This is a genomic window from Larkinella soli (genome assembly GCF_003703975.1).
GTDB classification, from domain to species: Bacteria; Bacteroidota; Bacteroidia; order Cytophagales; family Spirosomataceae; genus Larkinella; species Larkinella soli.
This window is the reverse complement of sequence record NZ_QTJY01000029.1, coordinates 13,802-34,861: the sequence shown is the minus strand read 5'-3', so window position 1 is coordinate 34,861 and position 21,060 is coordinate 13,802. Positions and strand designations below refer to the sequence as shown.

The 21,060-nt window shown below is 59.1% G+C and carries 16 protein-coding genes; 8 read left to right on the top strand and 8 right to left on the bottom strand.

All coding sequences use genetic code 11. From position 1 onward, the window contains the following. Window positions 1-32: 32 nt before the first annotated feature. From DX909_RS28015 to DX909_RS28000, 4 genes are all read right to left on the bottom strand, one after another. Window positions 33-3,926, bottom strand: a complete 3,894-nt coding sequence (locus DX909_RS28015) for an Ig-like domain-containing protein (RefSeq protein ID WP_128548570.1) — start codon at window positions 3,924-3,926, stop codon at window positions 33-35. Window positions 3,927-4,006: 80 nt separating this feature from the next. Further along, window positions 4,007-7,063 (bottom strand): serine hydrolase domain-containing protein, encoded by a 3,057-nt coding sequence (locus DX909_RS28010; RefSeq protein ID WP_128548569.1) that lies wholly within the window; start codon window positions 7,061-7,063, stop codon window positions 4,007-4,009. Between the two features lie 311 nt (window positions 7,064-7,374). Continuing rightward, window positions 7,375-7,605 (bottom strand): hypothetical protein, encoded by a 231-nt coding sequence (locus tag DX909_RS28005; protein WP_128548568.1) that lies wholly within the window; start codon window positions 7,603-7,605, stop codon window positions 7,375-7,377. Window positions 7,606-7,930: 325 nt separating this feature from the next. After that, entirely contained in the window at window positions 7,931-8,797 is an 867-nt protein-coding gene (locus DX909_RS28000) for a T9SS type A sorting domain-containing protein (RefSeq protein WP_128548567.1), read from the bottom strand. Between the two features lie 177 nt (window positions 8,798-8,974). On the opposite strand from DX909_RS28000, the gene DX909_RS27995 reads away from it, so the two are divergent. The 4 genes from DX909_RS27995 to DX909_RS27980 all read left to right on the top strand — a co-directional run bounded on the left by DX909_RS27995 (window position 8,975) and on the right by DX909_RS27980 (window position 14,055). After that, window positions 8,975-10,888, top strand: coding sequence for a sensor histidine kinase (locus DX909_RS27995; protein ID WP_128548566.1), 1,914 nt, complete (start codon window positions 8,975-8,977; stop codon window positions 10,886-10,888). Window positions 10,889-10,957: 69 nt separating this feature from the next. Beyond that, window positions 10,958-11,641, top strand: coding sequence for a response regulator transcription factor (locus DX909_RS27990; protein ID WP_128548565.1), 684 nt, complete (start codon window positions 10,958-10,960; stop codon window positions 11,639-11,641). A gap of 43 nt (window positions 11,642-11,684) precedes the next feature. Further along, window positions 11,685-12,659, top strand: coding sequence for a porphobilinogen synthase (gene hemB, locus DX909_RS27985; protein ID WP_128548564.1), 975 nt, complete (start codon window positions 11,685-11,687; stop codon window positions 12,657-12,659). A 64-nt stretch (window positions 12,660-12,723) separates the two neighbouring features. Beyond that, entirely contained in the window at window positions 12,724-14,055 is a 1,332-nt protein-coding gene (locus DX909_RS27980) for a dihydroorotase (RefSeq protein WP_128548563.1), read from the top strand. Between the two features lie 48 nt (window positions 14,056-14,103). Here the strand turns inward: DX909_RS27980 and DX909_RS29975 are convergent, their stop codons facing one another. Further along, window positions 14,104-14,310, bottom strand: coding sequence for a hypothetical protein (locus tag DX909_RS29975; RefSeq protein ID WP_128548562.1), 207 nt, complete (start codon window positions 14,308-14,310; stop codon window positions 14,104-14,106). Window positions 14,311-14,535: 225 nt separating this feature from the next. On the opposite strand from DX909_RS29975, the gene DX909_RS27970 reads away from it, so the two are divergent. From DX909_RS27970 to DX909_RS27960, 3 genes are read left to right on the top strand one after another with little or no spacing between them, the layout of a single operon-like run. Next, window positions 14,536-15,861, top strand: a complete 1,326-nt coding sequence (locus DX909_RS27970; protein ID WP_164851438.1) for a BatD family protein — start codon at window positions 14,536-14,538, stop codon at window positions 15,859-15,861. A gap of 6 nt (window positions 15,862-15,867) precedes the next feature. Then, entirely contained in the window at window positions 15,868-16,962 is a 1,095-nt protein-coding gene (gene aroC / locus DX909_RS27965; protein ID WP_128548560.1) for a chorismate synthase, read from the top strand. Window positions 16,963-16,968: 6 nt separating this feature from the next. Then, complete coding sequence (locus DX909_RS27960; RefSeq protein ID WP_128548559.1) at window positions 16,969-17,958, top strand: FAD:protein FMN transferase; 990 nt, start codon at window positions 16,969-16,971, stop codon at window positions 17,956-17,958. Window positions 17,959-17,987: 29 nt separating this feature from the next. Here DX909_RS27960 and DX909_RS27955 read toward each other — a convergent pair whose 3' ends face one another. The 3 genes from DX909_RS27955 to DX909_RS27945 form a co-directional block, all read right to left on the bottom strand. Next, a complete protein-coding gene (locus tag DX909_RS27955; protein ID WP_128548558.1) occupies window positions 17,988-18,380 on the bottom strand; it encodes an ExbD/TolR family protein in 393 nt (130 codons plus the stop codon). Window positions 18,381-18,404: 24 nt separating this feature from the next. Then, complete coding sequence (locus DX909_RS27950) at window positions 18,405-19,106, bottom strand: MotA/TolQ/ExbB proton channel family protein (protein ID WP_128548557.1); 702 nt, start codon at window positions 19,104-19,106, stop codon at window positions 18,405-18,407. Between the two features lie 189 nt (window positions 19,107-19,295). Continuing rightward, on the bottom strand, window positions 19,296-20,267 hold the full coding sequence (locus DX909_RS27945) for a zinc-dependent alcohol dehydrogenase family protein (protein WP_128548556.1): 972 nt from the start codon (window positions 20,265-20,267) through the stop codon (window positions 19,296-19,298). A 139-nt stretch (window positions 20,268-20,406) separates the two neighbouring features. Between DX909_RS27945 and DX909_RS27940 the strand changes: the two genes are divergently transcribed. Continuing rightward, window positions 20,407-21,024: a HupE/UreJ family protein gene (locus DX909_RS27940; RefSeq protein WP_128548555.1), complete on the top strand. Its 618-nt coding sequence runs from the start codon at window positions 20,407-20,409 to the stop codon at window positions 21,022-21,024. Window positions 21,025-21,060 lie beyond the last annotated feature (36 nt).

Below are 21,060 nucleotides of genomic sequence, written 5' to 3'. Positions count from 1 at the left end.
ATTGGGGGCGCCGTGGCTTGCTTAAGGATTTCTTATCGCTTCATGATCTTCCGGACCGTGGTCCGCTTGCCGACCTGGATATGAAGCAGGTAGATTCCGGCGGTCTGCCGGCTCAGATCGAGAGTCGTCTGCCGCTGCCGGGTGGTCAGCTGCTTCGTGACGCGCCCACCGGCGTCGGTCAGCTGAATGCGGGCCGGGTCTTTCTGCAGCGGCACGTCGATGTCGATGGTCAGAATCTGGTCGACCGGCACGGGATAGACCTTCACGCCCGTCACGAGCGGGTCCGGCTCCAGGCCCAGCACCGGCAGCACCCGGATGGTGGCCGTGCCGCTGGTGCGGCCGTTACCGCAGTTGTTCGATACCGACGTCACCCGGTAGGTCGTCGATTTCGGCGGGGTAACCGGTATGGTGTGCGGGTTGGTGCTGGTCGTTACCCTGGTGGTCTTCACGCTGTCGGCGTATTCGAACGTCCAGGGTGCGTCGCCCGTGAAGCTGAAGGTCAGCGGGGTGCTTTCGTTGTCGTAGATGTCCTTCGAGCCGGTCAGGGTGACGGTCGGCAGCGAGCGGACGTTCAGCACGGTCGGGCTGTTGCTGCCCGGCACCGGAACCGCCGGGTTGGAGGCACTCACCCGCACCCGGTACAGGCCCGTGACGAGTGTGTCGGGGAGTTTGGCCGTAATGGGGCTTTGCGAAGCCGTGCCGGAAATGACCAGCTTTCGGGCAAACAGACTGTCGGAGGCCGCTGCGATCTCGACCGTGAAGGCGTTGCCGCTGGTGAACTCGCCCGTCGTCGTAAACGGCACCTGAACCTGCGAACCGGCGCAGACGGTGGTCGAAGCCAGGGCGCTGGTCGTGACCGTCGGGGCTTTTACGTTGACGGTGAAGGCACCGATGGGCGTGCCGGTACCGCAGCTGTTCGAGATGGTCGTAATCGTATAGATCGTGTTTTTCTTCGGCAGCACGTTCACGGTTTTCTGCTGGGTTTCCGAGGTGCCGGTGGTGCCGTCGGACAGCGTATAGCTGAACGGCGGGACGCTCGTGAAGGTGATCGTCATCGGAGCCGTCAGACCGAGGTTGACCGTGGTCGTGCCTTCGATTTTGGCCGTCGGCGGAGCGTTGACGATCAGCCGGATTTCGGATTTGCGGCTTTCACAGCCGGTGGAGGCCAGCTTCTGCGTCACGAAATAGGAGTCCCCTTCCGGATTAACCGAAACGTTGGTGGTCGGCGGGGTGGGGGCCGAAGTAAATTCCCGGCCGTAGGGGTCGATCCATTTCAGCCCCTCGCCGGTGGCTTCCAGCGGTTTGGCGGTGGCGTTCTGGCAGTACACCACCGGCGTCACGACGGCCGGCTTCGGCGTTACGTTGACTGTGAAGGTCAGCGACGCCTTCTGGCTTTCGCATCCGTTGACGGTCTGGGTGGCTTTAAACGTATAGGTTTGCGTGCTCTCGATGTTCGTGGCCGGGCGGGGAGCGCCGATGCCGTTGTCGTTGGCGTCGAACCACCGGATGTTCGAACCGGCTGCGGAAAGCGTCTGCTCGGGGGTATCCTGACAAACCACCTTATTTTCTACACCGGGAGCCTGCGGCAGCGGTTTCACCACCAGTTTAGCCGGAGCACGCGGTCCTTCGCATTGTTCGATGGTCTGGCTCACGTAAAAGGTAAAGGTGCCGGCGGTACCGGTATTCTGAACCGGGGCTTCGGCCGTGGCGGTTCCGCCGGTTTCGGCGTTATACCATTTCAGGCCCTGCCCTGTAGCGGAGAATGATACCGGGGGTGTATTCTGACAGACCTCAGGCAAAGCCGGGACGGTTGGCAGGGTCGGGGTCGCAAACACTCTTACTTTGATGGCGCCCCGGTCGCTTTCGCAGCCGTTGGCGGCTTTCTGGCTCACGTAGAAGGTGGTTTCGCCCGGATTGGTCGTGGCCGGGGTCGGCGCGTTGGCCGAAGCCGTGCCCCCGGTGGCGCTGGTGCCGTACCAGTTCAGCGTTGCTCCGGTAGCGGCTGCAGCGGTGAGTGCCGCCGGGGTGGCTCCCTGACAATACCGGAGGTCGGCTACCGTCGGGAGGGCCGGTTTGGCGTTGATGGTAACCGCAATACCGGCGCGTGGGCCTTCGCAGCCGTTGATCGTCTGGCTCACGAAATATTCGAAATTTCCGGCCTCCGTGGTCGCCGGGGTCGGAGCAGTACCCGAAGCGGTGCCGCCGGTGGCGCTGGTGCCGTACCAGTTCAGCGTCCCGCCCGTTGCGGCTGTGGCCGAAAGCGGAGCGGCCGTGGCGGCCTGGCAGTAGGTCAGGGCCGCGCCCACGGTGGGAGCGCCGGGAAGCGGTTTGACCGTAACCGTAAGAGCCGCCCGGGGGCCTTCACAGCCGTTGATCGTCTGGCTGACGTAATAGGTCGTCGCGCCGGTGGCGCTGGTTGGGGGCGTTGGGGCAGTAGCCGATGGGGTGCCGCCGGTGGCGGCAGTATACCAGTTGGCGGTGGCATTTTCGGCCAGCGACGCAGTTAGGGCGGCTGGCGTCGTATTCTGGCAAATAGAAACGGCAGCAACGCCGGGGGCAGCGGGGGTCGGTTTCACCGTGAAAACAATCTGCGCCCGGTCACTTTCACAACCGTTCGCTCCGGCCTGGCTGACGTAATAATTGAAGTTGCCGGCGGTGTTGGTGAGCGGGGTGGGAGCCGTTGCCGAAGCCGTGCCGCCGGTCTGGTTGTTTCCGTACCATTTCAGCGTATTTCCGGTGCCGGCCGTCGCCGATAAGGCGGCAGGCGGTGTTCCCTGACATACCGAAACCGGAGTCACGACGGTCGGAGGAGCCGGTTTTGCATTGACGGTTACAGTGATACTGGTCCGCGGTCCTTCGCATCCGGCCACCGTCTGGCTCACATAATAGGTAGCGGTACCGGTGGCGTTGGTCGGGGGAACCGGCGCAGTGCCGGAAGCGGTGCCGCCGGTCGCGTTCGTACCGTACCAGTTCAGCGTTCCTCCGTCCGGAGTAGCCGAAAGCGCACTTGCCGTGGCATCCTGACAATAGGAAACCGGGCTGACCACCGTGGGGGCCGCCGGAATTTTATTGATTGTGACGGCAATGGCGGCTCTTGGGCTTTCACAGCCGTTGATTGTCTGGCTGACGTAATAGTTGGTCGTGCCGGCAGCGGCCGCCGAAGGGGTCGGGGCCACGGCGGAAGCCGTGCCGCCGGTCGCGTTGGTACCATACCAGTTCAGAGTGCCACCGCTTCCGGCGGTCGCGGTCAGGGCCGCCGGGGTGGCTCCCTGACAATACGCTACGGCGCTGACGCCCGGAGCAGCGGGGAGAGGGGTAACCGTAACCTGAATGGCCGCCCGGGGACCTTCGCAGCCGTTAACGGTTTGACTGACGTAGTACGTCTGCGTCTGGTTGGTAGCCGGAACCGGAGCCGTCGGGGAGGCCGACCCGCCGGTGGCGCTGGTGCCGTACCAGTTCAGCGTGCCGCCTGCGCCCGGTGTCGCCGAGAGGGCCGAAGCGGTGGCTCCCTGACAATAGGCCGCCGGAACCGTCACGGTAGGAGCGCCCGGAATCGGTTTGATCGTCAGGACCGTGGCACTGAGCGAACCGTTGATGGAAGTACTGGAGCTGACGGCCGAAACCCTGATTCTATACGTACTGCCCGAGGTTTGATCGGCACTGATGGCGGCCGTCAGCGGGCTGCTGTTTCCCGTGGTGGGCAGATCGGAAAAAGGACCCGCAGCCGAGGTAGCGATTTGCACTTTGTAGGCAAAACCGTTTCCGATGATGCCACCCGAAACGGTGAAGGGAACGGATATGGTGCCTCCGGCACAGACGGAGGAGGGCGATACAGCTCCGGTCGTAATCGTCTGGGCTGAAGTAATTCCGACACTTCCTGACAGCACAACCAACAATATCCAGTACAGACGTAATGGTAGATTCATACGACTTCGATCGTTAAATGGTTACGAGACGAGCAGGTGGGCGCTCTGATATTTTCAAAAGAATTCCCCAAAAATACAAATTACATCGACTGATAGATAATCTCGTGGATTTGTCGGCGAATTTTCTGTGTGTTGATCAGGGTATTGCCTGCGCTGGGGTGGACGCGGTTCGAGAGGAAAACGAAGACGAGGTCGTAGTCGGGATCGACCCAGACCACGTTTCCGGTGAAGCCCGTATGACCGAAGGAGCGGGGAGAAACCTGGGTGGCGTGGTACACGCTGTTGCCGTCGACCTCCGGTTTGTCCCAGCCCAGCACCCGGTGGCTGCGGTCGCTCTGCGTGCGGGTGTAGAACGGGACGGTACCCGGCAGCAGGAACCGCCGGCTGCCATACTGCCCCTTCTGAAGGTTCATCTGAAGGATCTTGGCGATGTCGTTGGCATTGCCGAACAGGCCCGCGTGGCCCGAAAGGCCGCCCTGCAAAGCCGCCAGTTGGTCGTGAACGGTGCCCTGAAGCAGCGAGTTACGGAAATAGGAGTCCTGCTCGGTCGGGGCCACTTTCAGGCTTGGATGGCTCTGGAGCGGGTTGAAGCAGAGGGAAGCGATACCGAGCGGCTTATACAGGTTATCTTCCAGGAAGGCGTCCATCGGCTGCTGCGTCACCCGTTCGACGATTTTCTGCAGGGTGACGAAGCTCAGGTCGCTGTAGACGTATCCGTATTTGCCGTCCTCATCCATGCGGCTACCCGTCAGCGGAGTCCGGACGATCCATTGCCAGACCGAGTCGCGCAGGGCCGGAACGGCAAACATCGACGGCCCCACCTGGAGCGTGTGCAGGCTGTCGCGCACGGGGCGGAAATACGCCGTACCCGGCGCTTTGGAACGCTCGATGGCCCGCGACAGACCCGCCGGGAAACCGGCCTGGTGCAGCAGCACGTCGCTGACGGTCATGTTGCGCTTCGAGTTATTCTGGAATTCGGGCAGGTAGTAGGCTACCTTCTGATTCAGATCGATGGCGCCCCGCTCGTTGAGCAGCATGACGGCCTGGAGGGTTCCCAGCACCTTCGTCAGCGAAGCCAGGTCATACAGCGTTTCGTCCGTGACGCGCTCGAAACTGTTGTAAGCCAGCGTTCCGAAGCTCTTGTTGAACACCACTTTACCCTTGCGGGCCACCAGCACCTGACAGCCGGGGAAAGCGTGATCGCGGATGGCTTTCTGGATCACCGTCTCGATCTGCCGAAGCTGACCGGACCGCATGCCGACGCTTTCGGGCAGGCTGTAGGACAGCCGCTGGCTGGGGGCCGTCAGCAGGCCGTAGCCGATGTGCCAGTCGCCGACCGTCACCGGCATCATGCCTTTCGCCGGTACGGCGCCGAAAAGCACCTGCGGCACCACGCGCTGCATTTCTTCTCCGTCTTCATACGCACACAGCACGGCGTCGGCACCCGAACCCATAAAGGGACGCAGGGCGTAGGCCGGGCCGAAGGCGCAGACCACCACCCGGACGCCTTTCTGTTTCAGCCGGCCGATCAGGTTCAGGGAGGCATTCGTAACCCCGTAGCTCCAGCGGGCCGACGGACTCATCCGGTGGAAACTGACCACCACCAGATTCGCATTGCCGACCTGATTCAGCATTTCCTCGACGTCGTGGTCGCCGGACGGTTTTTCGCCGTAGGTGATCTGTTTGAAGGGGGCATACCGGCTGAGCGTCTTCTGAAACGTGTTGCCGAAGTCGGTGCCGATGGAAACGGAGGCCAGACGGAGCGTATCGAGTGTATTGATCGGCAGCAGGTTATCGGTATTGCGGACGAGCGTCACGGCCTGTTCGCAGAGTTCCTGTTTGAGCAGCTGGGCTTCGGGTGAGTTCAGGTCGCGGCCCAGGTTCTCCAGCGCGATGGGCGCGGGGCGGTTGAGACCGGCCCAGTATTTGGCCCGCAGGATCTTTTTGACTTTTTCGTCGATCAGCTCCTGCGAAATCCGTCCCTGCTCGATGGCCTGGGCAATTTTGTGAACTGCATCGGGGACGTTTTCCGGATAGAGCAGCACGTCGTTACCCGCCATCAGCGCCCGCAGATTGATTTCCTCGGCCGGGAGTTTGCCGACACCGCCCATGTTGAGCGCATCGGTGAAGACGAGGCCGCGGAAGCCCAGTTCCTTTTTCAGCAGGTCCGTTACCACTTTTTCGGAAAGCGTCGCGGCCAGCCGCGGGGTATTATCCACGACGGGCACGTACAGGTGGCCCGTCACGATGCCCATGAGGCTGTCGGCGATGAGTTTGCGGAAGGGATAGAGGTCTACATCGTGGAGCTGATCGGCCGAACGGCTGATGACCGGCAGCGTCAGGTGCGAGTCGGCGTTGGCGTCGCCGTGGCCGGGAAAGTGCTTGGCCGTCGCGATCACCCGGGTGTGCTGCATGCCTTTCATGTAGGCGGCCGCCTTGGAAGCCACGTTTTCCTTCGACTCGCCGAAGGAGCGGTTGCCGATCACGGGGTTCGACGGATTGCTGTTGACGTCGGAAACCGGGGCGAAGTTGATGTGAATGCCGAGCCGCTGGCACTGCCGGCCGATTTCGGCCCCCATGCGGTAAATGAGCTGTTCGTCGCGGATGGCCCCCAGTGTCATCTGTTTCGGGAAATCCATCGCACTGTCGAGCCGCATCCCCAGGCCCCATTCGCCGTCGATCCCGATCAGAAGAGGAACCTTAGCGGCCGACTGGTAGCGGTTGGTCAGCATGGCCTGGCGGTAGGGGCCGCCCTGAAAGTAAATCAGGCCGCCGATATGGTAATGCCGAACGAGGGTTTCGATGTATTGATAATGCGCTTCGTCGCGGTTGGAGAAGGTGGCGACCATAAAAAACTGGCCGATCTTCTGCTCCTGGGTCATGGTCTGGAAAACACTGTCCACCCAGCGCTGCTGCTGCGGAGCCGATCCGAACACTTCGACCGGACGCATGGGCGTCCACTTCCTGCGCCTAACGACAGGTTTGGCGGCCAGGGCCGGTTTCCGATCGGTCATCGAGGTCAGCAGGTCCGGCGATAGGAGGTGCCGGGTCCAGGACGGCCGGGTCCATCCAAAAGCTGTCAGCAAACCGGCCATCAACAACCCCACCATCACCAGAGAGACAACTTTAGTGCGCATTTTGGTTAAGAAATACAGCTACGTTTTATAGTACAGTTTATTCCATTAAGCGATAAAGATAACCAAATAACGAAAATCCGCCTAAAAAAATGTGGAGGCAACTCCCGCGCCGGGAGACGATAACCCCCGGAAAAAAAACCGAATCCGGAGAAAAAAGCGCAGCGGTCCGGCGTTTGTTTTCTGCTTTATCGTATATGCCTTTTCACCTATTTTCCGGTCAATTCCTGTGCCAAAAAACAACGGGAGCCTGACCGAACGTCAGGCTCCCGTTGTTTTAAAAATAGCTATATACCGGCTCCCCGGAGCCCTGATTACAGAAGTCTTTTGCGCAGAATCGCCCAGCTTTGAGAGACGACGGACGAACCGGCCACGGCCACGCAGTTTGTGAACGTGCGCTTGTCGGATACCGTGGTGGTTTTGCAAACCACGGGACGGTATTGTTTGGCTTTGCGATGCGCGGAGAACAGGTTGTGTGGATGTCCCATCGCCGAGGCCGTCAGGCTTGCACCAAGCATCAAAAGTAAGATGACCACTGCTTTCATACACCTTGGGGGCTGGCCCTTTTTAAGTTCGTAACAAAGATATAGGTTTTCTATCGTACCTTGCAATACATAGTACCTTGTTTTTTGAAAAAAAGTTCGTAAACGGTAGTATGTAAGGATGAGCGGTTGGACCTCCTATTGCCTTTCTCATTTTGGCAATACCCTTTAGACGATGGCCCGGCCGATTAGTAACGTAAAAGTATTCTTTCGATAGCTATATCCTTTTACAAAAATAGGTGAACTGGTGATAAACCGGAGTAAACCGTCCATATCGGGGGACGAAACCCGCCGGCCAACCGACGACCGGCGGGTTTCGGAGGACGAATTATGGAATGACGATCCGTCTGACGGCCCCGTCTTCGTTCTGTGTAACACTCACAAAATAAACACCTTTCGCTTTTTTGTCGAGGTCGATCTGGCCGGAATAGCTTCCGGAAAAGTCTTTGACGTCCTTGCGGGCCACCTCTTTGCCGTCGGGCGTAGTGACCCGGATCCGGATGTCGCCTTTGGTCGGGGCCGAGAAGCGGATGTTCACCTGATTGGTTTCGGGGTTGTTCGGAAACACCTGCAGGCCCCGGATCGTCGGCGCCTTCACGTCCTCATCCATCGACCAGCTCCAGCTGCGGAAGGCGTCGTCCATGCGCCGGCCGAAGTTATCCGGCCATTTGAACTCCAGGCGGTTCATGCGGTCGGCCAGCGAATCCGTGTCGAACCGGAAGCGGTCTTTCAGCACACCGTCCTTGAAGTGCCGGAACTCGATGCCGCGGTCCGGGCCGTAAAAGTGGAACGAGTGATCCGGGCCGATCAGGACGTTGGGTCGCCGGGCCGTCAGGTCATCTCTTTTCAGCCGGTCAGGCCGACGGCGGAGGCTGCCGGGTTTGTCGGAGCCGTCGTTGTCTTCGACGATGATGGTGATCTGGGTCTTTTTGTCACCCCGCCGGGCTCGCAGCGAATCGACCAGCCGGTTGACCAGGGCATCGCGCTCGTTGTCCTTCATGCCGTCGATGCGGTAGGTGCGGTCAATCTCCTTCACCTCGCCGGCATTGGTTCGTTCGATGATCTTTACACTGACGCTGTTTTCGGTATCGGTCTTTTTACCGGTCTGGGCAACGGCCGTTGCCGACCATCCGCCCACCAGCACAGCGGCCATCCACAGCCGGAAATACGGAACAGTTCGGGTCGTCGTTTTCATTCTTCCTTTGAATTTCAAAACCTTACAAACCTATTTCAATTTGAATTCTTCTGCTGTTAAAGTTTGTTAAAAGCAGGGGGCCGGTTTCGCCCGGAGAAGCGGGCTTTCGTAATTTTAGCCTTCGCTTTCCCAAGAGATGGATTCGGCTGGGGGAATGTTGCATGAGAGGAATAAAAAATGACGAAACGACGCATAGGATGGATTGCCGTGTTGATGACGGTCGGGCTGTTCGGATTGATTTCGCTGCAGCTTTACTGGATCGCCAATGCGCTCTCCCTGCAAAAGGAACAGTTTGACTATAAGGTAACCGACGCGCTTCAGGAAGTGGTCCGGACGCTCGAACGGCAGGAGATTCTCTACCTGACCCGGCAGCGGATGGAACAGCAGCAGAAGCAGCGCCAGCTGATGGCCATTGCCCGTCCGGCGAAGGCTCCGCAGCCCACCGGCCCCCGGGCATCCCAGCGCCCGGCTACCCGTTCGGCGAAAAAACCGGTCGAAACGGGCGGGAATGAATATCTGGCGGAAACCGCCGGCCGGCCCGAAGCCGCCGAAGCCGGCAGTGAGCCGAACCAGCGGGGGGTGCCGGCCCGGATTCTGCGCCAGACGCAGGTGTCGCCCTCCGACGTCCTGCATTCCGACTTTCAGAAGCTCTCCGACGTTCAGCAGAAATATTTTGAGGAAATCGTCCGGCAGCAGGATGCCCTCGGACCGGACGAACTCTGGAACCTTCAGCTCCAGCAGCAGCGGCATTTCGACAAGATGGTCGACGAGGTCTTCGAACGCCAGCTCCGGATGCTGTATGGCCGCCCCGTGGTCGATTCGGCCGGCACGGTTCCGGAAGCCGTCCGGAAAAATCTGACGACCCGCAAGCTGCGTCCCCGGCGGAAACCCGTGCTTCCGGCGGCCCCGACCGCTCCGGCAGCGGCCAGTGTCGGCATGAAGAAAGCCGAAGAGCAGTCCGAAATGGTAAAAGGCGTCGTGAAGGACCTATTGTTTGCCAACCGCCCGATCGAAAGCCGGATCAACCGGGTGCTGCTGGATTCCCTGCTGAAACACGCCATGGGCGAACGGGGCATCCTGATTCCGTTCGAGTACGGCGTCCGGACCAACGTGGGCGCAGGGCTGACCAAACCGCAGCTGCTGTTTGCTTCGCATTCGGTCGGGCAGGCGCAGGGGGAAAAGAAGGTCTACAAGGCGGTGCTGTTTCCGAACAACCTGTTCGAGAAGGGCAATTTCCTGTACATTTACTTCCCGGATCAGCAGGAGTTCATTCTGCGGAAGATGAGCGCCACCCTGGCCGGTTCGGCCGTGCTGGTCCTGATGATCATGATCTGTTTCTACGTGGCGATCAGTACGATCGTGCGGCAGAAAAAACTGGCCGACATCAAAAACGACTTTATCAATAACATGACCCATGAGTTCAAGACGCCGATTTCGACCATTTCCCTGGCCGTCGAGATGGCGCAGGAACAGCTCAGCCGGACGCCGGAACCGCCCGCCGACGGGCAGGCCACCCGTCTGACGCGCTACATGGGCATTATCCGTGACGAAACCCGGCGCCTGGGTACGCACGTAGAGAAGGTTCTGCAGATGGCCCTCCTCGACCGCGGCTCGGTGAAGCTCAAGCTGACTCCCGTCAACATTCACGATACCATCGGGAAGGTGCTGAACACCATCGGTCTCCAGATCGAACAGAAACAGGGCGACGTCCACCTGGACTTCGAAGCCGACCGCGAGATCGTCGAGGCCGACGAGGTTCACCTGAGCAATATCCTGTACAATCTGCTGGATAATGCCATCAAGTATTCGCCGGAAGCACCCGATATTACCATCCGCACCCGCAGCCTCGACAACGGCGTCGGCATCACGGTGGCGGACCGGGGCATCGGGATGAACAGGGACCAGCTCAACCGGATCTTCGAGAAATTTTACCGCGTCCCTACCGGCAACCTGCACGATGTCAAGGGCTTCGGTCTGGGTCTGAGCTACGTCAAAAAGATGATCGACGAACACCAGGGTACCATCGAGGTCCGTAGCCGGCCGGGGGAAGGAAGTTCTTTCGAATTGTTTTTACCATACCAACACACTTAACCGTCCGGGCGATACCGGCCGGCGCTCGGATCGGAGCGTTCGGCGGGGTCACCCGGATCGATCTTCATCATGCCTAAACTCCTCCTGGTCGAAGACGACCCGAATCTGGGATTGCTGCTGCAGGAATACCTGAAGTCAAGAGAGTATGATACGGATCTGGCCACCGACGGCCAGCTGGGCTGGCAGCGGTTCGTGGAAGCCGATTATGACCTGTGCATCTTCGACGTCATGCTGCCCAAAAAAGACGGCTTTTCGCTGGCGAAGGAAGTCCGGATGTCCGGCAAGGACGTGCCGATCATCTTCCTGACGGCCAAGTCGATGAAGGAAGATACCATCCAGGGCTTCCGGATCGGCGCCGACGACTACATCACCAAGCCGTTCAGCATGGAGGAACTGCTTCTCCGGATTCAGGCCATTCTCCGGCGCTATCGCCGGTCCGAAGAACCGCACCCGCAGCCGTCGACCTATCAGATCGGCTCTTTTATGTTCGACTACGACCACCAGATGCTGTCGCGCAACGGCACCTCCACCCGCCTGACCAGCAAGGAATCCGAACTGCTCAAACTGTTCGCCCAGAACAAAAACCAGCCCCTCAGCCGCAGTTTTGCCCTCAAGGTCATCTGGGGCGACGACTCCTATTTCAACGCCCGCAGCATGGACGTCTACATCACCAAGCTTCGGAAGTACCTGAAAGAAGACGAGTCGGTTCAGATCGTGAATCTGCACGGGGAGGGATTCAAATTAATGGCGTAATCCGCCAAAAATCCCGACCTTTGCGGTCTGAATTTCATACGTTATGCTGAGAAGACCCCGTAGAAATAGAAAATCACCCGTGATCCGGGAGATGGTACAGGAAAATGCCCTGAGCCTCTCCGACCTGATCTTTCCGATGTTCGTCATGGAAGGGGAGGGGGTCAAAACCGAGATCACGTCCATGCCCGGTATTTACCGGTTTTCGCTCGATCTGCTGCTCGAGGAGATTCAGGAGTGCGTCGATCTGGGCCTGCGGGCGTTCGCCCTGTTTCCGAATCTGCCGGAGGAGAAAAAAGACAAATACGCCACCGAAAGCCATAACCCGGACGGGCTTTACCTCCGCGCCGTTCGTGAGATTAAAAGCCGCTTTCCGGACATCGCCCTGATGACCGACGTCGCCATGGACCCCTACAGCTCGGACGGCCACGACGGCATCGTGGAAAACGGCGAGATCGTCAACGACGAAACGCTGGTGGTGCTGGGCAAAATGGCCCTCGCTCAGGCGCAGGCCGGTGCCGACATCATCGGGCCGTCGGATATGATGGACGGGCGGGTCGGCTACATCCGCGAAGTCCTCGACCGGGAAGGCTTCACCAACGTTTCCATCATGGCTTATACGGCCAAATACGCCGGGGCCTTCTATGGCCCGTTCCGCGACGCCCTCGACTCGGCACCGCGTTTCGGCGACAAGAAAACTTACCAGATGAACCCGGCCAACAGCCGCGAGGCCCTCATCGAAGCGGAGCTGGATTACGCCGAAGGGGCCGACTTCCTGATGGTCAAACCGGCACTGGCCTATCTGGACATCATCAAGCTCCTGAACGACCACTTCGACCTGCCCATTGCCGCCTACAACGTCAGCGGGGAGTACGCCATGGTGAAAGCCGCAGCCCGCAACGGCTGGCTCGACGGCGACCGCACGATGCTCGAAGTGCTGACGGCCATGAAACGGGCCGGCGCCAAAGTCATCCTGACCTATTTCGCCAGGGAAGTGGCCGCCCTCCTGAAACGTCCCTGAAGATCCATACCGCCTGTCGAAGAAGCCGGACCCACGTTCGGCTTCTTTGTTTTACCTTTGCCGCATGAGCACCATTCTGATTCGCAACGCCCGGCTGGTCAATGAAGGGACCGTCCGGGAAACCGATGTCTTCTGTAAAGACGGATTGATCGAAAAAATAGGGTCTGCCGGCACCGGCGCCGATACGGTTATCGATGCGCAGGGGCGGTATCTGCTGCCGGGCGTAATCGACGATCAGGTGCATTTCCGGGAGCCGGGTCTGACGCACAAAGCTACCATCCGGACGGAGGCCCGGGCGGCCGTGGCCGGGGGCGTCACCACCTTCATGGAGATGCCGAATACCGTTCCCAATGCCCTCACCCAGGAGTTGCTGGCGCAGAAATACGACATTGCAGCCCAAACCTCTCCGGCCAACTATTCATTTTTCATGGGCGTCTCCAACGACAACCTGGAGGAGGTGCTCAAAACAGACCCCCGCACGGTCTGCGGCATCAAAATCTTTATGGGCTCCTCGACCGGCAACATGCTGGTGGACAACACCAACGTATTGGAGGAGGTATTCCGGCAAAGCCCTATGCTCATTGCCACCCATTGCGAGGACGAAGCCACCGTCCGCGCCGATGCCGCCCGGTATCGTCAGGAATACGGCGAGAACGCCCCGGCCCGCATACATCCGCTGGTTCGCAGCGAGGAAGCCTGCCTGAAGTCGTCGACGCTGGCCGTCGCGCTGGCAAAAAAACACAACACCCGCCTGCACATTCTCCACATCTCGACGGCCGACGAACTGGCCCTGTTTCGGAACGACGTGCCGTTGAAGGAAAAGCGGATCACGGCCGAGGTCTGCGTCCATCACCTGTGGTTCGACGCCGACGACTACGACCGGCTGGGTAACCGGATCAAATGCAACCCGGCCATCAAGGCACCGCATCACAAGCCGCAGCTCTGGGAGGCCCTGCTCGACGACCGGCTGGACATCGTCGCCACCGACCACGCCCCGCATACCTGGGAGGAAAAGCAGCAGCCTTACTGGCAGGCACCGTCCGGCCTGCCGCTGGTGCAGCATTCGCTGTTGCTGATGCTGGAAAATGTATACCGCGGGAAACTGACTATCGAAAAGCTGGTCGAGAAGATGTGCCACGCTCCGGCCGACTGTTTTCAGATCGACCGGCGGGGGTATGCGCGTGAAGGCTACTGGGCCGACCTGGTACTGGTCGATACCGCCCGGACTACGACGGTGGCGAAGGAGAACATCCTGTACAAATGCGGCTGGTCACCGCTGGAGGGAACCGGGCTGCACGGTGCCGTCACGCATACGATCGTATCGGGCCGGCTGGCCTGGGAGAACGGTCGGTTCGACGAGTCGGTAAAGGGAAGGCGGCTGGAATTTAACCGATAAAAAAAGGTCGGCTTTGCAGCCGACCTTTTTTTATATAGCGTTCAGCAACTATCCCGAAAACCGTCCCCTCGAAAAACATCGGTTCAGGATCGACAGGTATATGCTGCTGAATTTTTCGTAACACCAGGACCTTAATTGCTTAATTTCCTCCGGGATGAGCATTCCAATTGCTTTTTTCAGCTCCTTCTCAAATAATTTCTTGTCAAAACTGACTTTCTGAAGGATAGTCTTGATATACTCCAGCATTGTTGCCATACTACGTACTACGGTTTTTTGGTTAGAGTTTTGAGGATCGACTCAACAATCTAAGAAACACGTTCCCGGAGTGCTGATGCCCCCGGTTGTGCATCCAATTTTGTAACGCTTTGTGCTTACTTTTGTTGTTCAAATTTAAGGATGAGATTTTTAAGATTCCAATTATTTTTTGTATTATTTATCTATTGGCCCCTGACCCCTAAAACCTTAGCTCAGGAGCCCTCCGTGGCTATTGAGTTAGGTTCATCCGATATTTCGATCGAACGGCCCTTCACCATTGCCGTCGTCATTCAGAACAGCGAAACCCGTCCCGTCATCGACTTTCCCGCCATCAAAGGCTTTACCAAAAAAGGCACGTCCACCAGCGTTACTCCTATTGAAATCGGCGGGAAAAGCGTTGTTTCGCAAGTTATTACGCAAACGTATACGGCTCAGCGCCCCGGCCAGTACCGGCTGCTTCCGTTTAATCTGACCGTCGGCGAAACGGTGGTGCATTCGGAGGGGACCATCATTACCGTCCGGCCCGGAGCCGGTCCTTTGCCGGACATTCCGCCGGCCGAAGCACCCGCCGGAGCCATTAATAAAAACGACGCGTTTCTGTCGCTGAGCACCTCAAAAAGCCGGGTTTTCGCCGGAGAAGGCTTTTCCGTAAAATTGTCTTTTTTTGTTGCCGAATCCTACCCGTTCGAATTAACGTTTTATGAACTTGAGCCGCAGCTTCAGTTACTTCTGAAAACGCTGCGTCCGGTCAACTGCTGGGAGGAAAATACGGGCATTTCCGAGCTTAAGCCGGTGCCGGTTCTGATCCGCAACAGGCGGTATACCGAATACCGGATCTATCAGGCCACCTTCTTTCCGCTGAACCGCCAGCCCATCCGGCTCCCTTCGGTCAGCCTGAAGCTGGTTCAGTTCCGCCCGTCGGCCACGCCGGGCGGTCCGCGCCGGCGGGACTTCGTCGGTTTTACCACCCGGCCGCTGTCCGTAGAAGTGGTTCCCCTGCCGCTCCACCCCCTGCAGGATCAGGTAGCCGTCGGACAATACCGGCTTATCGAAAATCTTTCCCGCCGGGCGGCCGCCATCGGCCAGAGCGTTCGCTATACGTTCCGGATCGTCGGGGAGGGCAACATTGCCTCCCTGCCCGCACCGATCGTTCCGGACTCGTCTGCCTTCGATATTTTTCCGCCGGAACAGAAAGAGGTCGTCAACCGGATGGGAGAGATCGTCTCCGGCCATAAAAACTTTCAGTATACGCTGGTTCCTCAGCAGGACGGCAGCTTTCCGCTGGGGTCGTTCTTTCGCTGGGTGTATTTCGACCCGGTGCGGGAGCGGTACGATACGCTGCGGTCCGGTTATACGCTGCGGGTGGGCGGGGCGGCTTCTGCTCCGGGCGACACCATCCGCGTCAGCCTGCCGGGTTCGATCTACACCGGGATCGAGCAGATCAGCAGCTCCGAGCAGCCGATCAACCTCCAGCAGATGATGCGGCTGGCGGTGAATATCGTGCTGATCGTCATGATTCTGGGAATGATGTATTTATTTTGGAAAAAATAAGCCTGCATGAGTAGTACATACGGAACGCTTTTTAAGATTTCAACTTTCGGCGAATCCCACGGGGCCGCCATCGGCGTGGTCATCGACGGCTGCCCGGCCGGTCTGGAAGTGGATACGGATTTTATCCAGGCCGAACTCGACCGCCGGAAGCCGGGGCAGTCGCGGATTACGACCCAACGGCGGGAAAAAGACGAGTTTCAGGTGCTTTCGGGCATTTTTGAAGGGAAGACCGAGGGAACGCCGATCAGCCTCCTGATCTGGAACGAGGACCAGCGCAGCAAGGACTATACCCACATTTCCCGGCAGTTCCGGCCTTCCCATGCCGATTATACCTATCAGGAAAAATACGGCGTCCGCGACTACCGGGGCGGTGGACGCAGTTCGGCCCGCGAGACGGCCGCCCGCGTGGCCGCCGGGGCGCTGGCCAAACTGCTGCTGAAACAACTGGGGGTTCAGGTTCAGGCTTATGTATCACAGGTCGGTACCCTGAAGCTCGAAACACCCTATCAGCAGCTCGATCTTGCCAAAGCCGAAGAAAACGCCGTCCGCTGCCCCGATCCCGAAATGGCGCAGACCATGTTCGACTTCATCGACGAAACCCGCAAGCGGGGCGACTCCGTCGGGGGCGTGGTCACCTGTGTCGCCACCGGGGTGCCGGCCGGCTGGGGTGAGCCGGTTTTCGATAAGCTGCACGCCGAACTGGGCAAGGCCATGCTGAGCATCAACGCCGTCAAGGGCTTCGAATACGGCAGCGGTTTTGCGGGGGCCGAACGCTTCGGGTCGGAACATAACGACCGGTTTTATACGGAACCGGCTTCCGGCGACGGAAAGCCCCGCATCCGGACCGAAACGAACTTCTCCGGCGGTATTCAGGGCGGTATTTCCAACGGCGAGGACATCTACTTCCGGGTGGCCTTCAAACCCGTCGCAACCATCATGCAGGATCAGGACAGCGTGGACGTCGACGGCGATCCGGTGGTGGTCTCGGGCAAGGGCCGGCATGATCCCTGCGTCGTACCCCGGGCGGTTCCGATCGTGGAGGCCATGGCCGCGCTGGTGCTGGCCGATTTCTACCTGCGGAACAAAGCCGCAAGGGTTTAAGTCGCCGTGCGCCCCTTTCTTCGTTATCTGCCGGTATGGCTGGCCGTGTGGTTCGGGTCGGTTCGCGCGCAGCCGCTCCAGCGCTTCAGCTTTTCCCGGGGATTATTCGGTACGGAATTTCGCCTGATCCTGTACGCTCCGGACGACAGCCTGGCCCAGCGTGTCCGGCGGGCGGTGGATGCCCGCATGGATTCGCTCAACGTCGTCATGAGCGATTACCTCGACGGTAGCGAGATCAACCGTCTTTCGGCCTCCGCCGGGAGTGGCGAATGGATGCGGGTTTCTCCCGATCTGTTCGACGTGCTGAAGCGGTCGGTGGCCATCGCCCGGGCTTCCGGCGGGTTGTTCGACCCCACCGTCGGCCCTCTGTCGCAGCTCTGGCGCCGGGCCGTGCGCCGGAAAGTCTTTCCATCCCGCTCCGAACTCCGTAAAGCCCACCGGCTGGTTGATTACCGGCTAATCGAATTCCGCAAAACCGGCGAGGCCGATACTGGACTCTATATCCGTTTGAAAAAGCCGGGAATGCGGCTGGACGTGGGCGGCATCGGCCAGGGGTATGCCGTCGACGAGGGCATGAAAGTGGTGCAGAAAATGGGCATCCGGGCGTCCCTGCTGGACATTGGGGGTGATATTCTGGTAAGCGGCCCGCCCCCGGGGGAACCCGGCTGGCGGATTCTGGCGGGGGCAGGGTCCGATACGCTGACGCTTTCGCTGCATCATGCCGGCATCACCACGTCGGGGGCCACGCACCGGTTTCTGGAGCACGATGGCCGTCGGTATTCGCACCTGCTCGACCCGCGCACGGGCCTCGGCCTGCTGCACCATGCCCGCACGACGGTGCTGGCCCCGGACGGCACGCAGGCAGACGCCCTGACGAAGGTGTTCAGCGTGGCCGGTATCCGCCGAAGCCGCCGGTTTCTGAAACGGTTTCCGGGCGTGAAGATATGGATGGTGGAGGAACGGAAGGGGAGGCAGGAAAGCTGGCGGAACCTGTAAGATGCTAAAATCTTACAGGTTCCGGTGACTTATTTCGAGGTCGCCATGACCATTTTAATGTTCAGCTTGGCGCCGGTCTGCAGGATGTCGACGAGGTCTTGCACGGAGAGGGACTTATCGACCCGGACGACGATGGTCGGTTCGGCGATGCCCTGCATGATGGATTGAAGCTCCATCTCCAGATTCTCGGGCGAAACCGGCCGCCGGTCGATGAAATAGCGCTTCTCACCGTCGACCGACAGGGTCACCTGTTTTTTGCTCAGCTGCTGGGAAGAAGAAGCCTTCGGCAGCAGAAGTTTGATCACGTTCGGGTTGGCCACCGTCGAAATGATCAGGAAGAACAACAGCAGGAAGAACATGATGTCGTTCAGCGAGGAGGTGGCGACCTCGGCGGCAAACTTATTTTTTCTGCGGAATTTCATAGGCGTATCCGTCGACCGGAAAGATTATCGAACGCGGACGGATTCGGTCGGTTTCTGCAGCACTTCCATAAACTCGAAGGAGTTCACTTCCAGCTTCAGGGTAAATTTCTCGATCAGCATGTTGAGCAGGTGGTAGCCGGTATAGGCGATGACCCCAACGATCAGACCGGCCCCGGACGTAATCATCTTCTCGTATAAGCCCCCGGCGATGATCCCGACGCTGATGTTATCGGAAAGTGAAATGTCGTAGAAAATGCGGATGATCCCCGAGATGGTACCGATAAAGCCGAGCATCGGCGCAATACCGGCGATGATGCCGAGGTAACCCAGGTTGCGTTCCAGCCGCGACAGCTCGATCTGCCCGACGGTTTCCAGCGTGCCTTCGATCTCCTTGATCGGTGAGCCGATGCGGCCGACGGCCTTCTCGAAAACCCGGCCGATGGAACTGCGCTGGTTTTTGCAGAAGGATTCGGCTGATTTGATGTTCCCCTGCAGAACCATATCCTTCACGTTGTCGATGAAGTTGTCGTCGACGCGGGTATTGTTACGGATGAACAGCCAGCGTTCGACAATCAGGTAAAGAGCCAGAAAAAATAAAAGCGAGATGGGAATCATCACCCAACCCCCTTTTGCGACCAGATCGAACAATTGCATGCTTTGTACGGGAGCTGCGGCCGTTGAGTCTGCTGCCGAGACGCCGGCCGTGGGAACTTGTAATAACATCATGTCGGCTATGAATCAGATAATCAGTTTTTTTATGTTGCCGTAGGTTCGGATTTGGGGCAATTGTCTTGTTCTCAACGCCCCGGTTTCCGGTTTATTGTAAGGATCCGGTTTTCAAAGATAACGAAACAATAAGGAGTTTGGCCGGAAAAATTACTCTAAATCCTCCGCAGGTTCCGGCACCCCCGAAAACTAAATTTTTAAGAGGATCTTCCCGTGTCGCCCGTGCCTTTCGGCGTGTTCGACGGCCTGTTTGATCCCGGCGAGCGGATAGGCGGCCTCGATGGGCAGCGCCACCTGGCCGGACGCCAGCAGGTCGATGACGTTCTGGGCCACCTGCTGCCGCGTCTGGCTGTCGACCCGGCGCATCCAGTCGGAAAGCCAGAAGCCTTTGACGGTCAGTTCCCGGAAAATCATCAGCCCGGAGTTGAAAGTCGGGTCCTGAAGGCTCAACAGGCCGTAGATGAACATGGTGCCTCCTCTGGCGAGGCATTGGAAGGCTTCCGTGGCCGTATGGCCGCCCACCGCGTCGAGCACCCCGGCGACTCCTTTCCCTTCGGTGACGGCCTTTACCCGCCCGATCAGGTCCTGTTCTTCGACATTGATGAGTTCCGTCAGCCCGAGCGCGGTCAGTTCTTCGTTCAGGTCATTGTGCCGGACGGTTCCGATGGTGCGGATGCCCTTCCTGCGGCACAGCTGGATCACGATCTTGCTGAAGGCCGAGCCGGCCGCCGTCAGCAGGAGCCACTGATCCGGATGCAGGCCGGTGTCCTGAACCATCGCATAGGCCGTAAACGGATTGACAAACAGCTGGGCGGCCACTTCGTCGGGGATGGCGTCGGGCACCGGAATCAGGCCGCGCTGGTTGACGACGACATAATCGGACCAGGCGCCGAGGGTCGTGAAGCTGACCCGGATGCCGGTCCGCATGGTGACGCCCTCGCCCAGCTTATCCACCCGACCGACCCCTTCGAAGCCGACGCCGGACGGGAGCCGGGGCCGGATGCCGTACAGGTTCTGCACGAACAGCAGATCGGCCGGATTGATGGGGCTGGCGATGACCCTGATCCGGACTTCATTCGGGCCCGGTTCGGGCAGGGGTACTTCGATGGGCTCCAGCACTTCGGTCGGCTTCCCGGTCTGAGAAAAAATGACGGCCTGCATAGGGGGTGAGATTGTTTTTTCGGTCAAAAGTTAGCACAATGGACGCTGATCCGAGGCCCGATCGGTCAAATACACTATCTTTCTAATTTTGCGGGAAATTCAGTCCCGCGATGAACCCGTTAACGACTACGATGTTGCCATGAGTGAATTTCTGGCTTACCTGCAACTGGGCTTTTCTCACATCACCGATCCCGGCGGCTACGACCACATTCTGTTCGTGGTGGCCCTCTGTGCGGTCTATACCCTGAACCAGTGGAAGGAGGTACTGATTCTGGTGACGGCCTTTACGGTCGGCCACTCCATCACGCTGGCGCTGGCAACCCTGCAGATGATCCGGTACAGTTCCGACCTGATCGAACTGCTGATCCCCGTCACCATTCTGATCACGGCGGTTTCCAACTTCTTTTACCAGCCGCCGGTCAAGCGGCTGCCGGGTCGGAAAATGGCCGGAGGGCCGTCGGTGCGTTACCTGCTGGCCCTGCTGTTCGGGCTGATCCACGGGATGGGTTTTTCCAGCTACCTCCGCAGCCTGCTGGGGCAGGAAACCGGCATCGTGAAACCGCTGTTTGCCTTCAACCTCGGGCTGGAGTTCGGGCAGATCTTCATCGTGCTGGCCTTTCTGCTGCTGGCTTTTATTTCCATCGAAATCCTGAAGCTGCGCCGGCACGACTGGAATCTGATCATCTCGGGCGTCGTGGCCGGGATGGCTCTGTCACTGATTATCGGAAATGAGTATTTAGAAGAAATGCTTGGATAAAGGTCATTGGTAACCCGATAAGACGGAATAATTTGT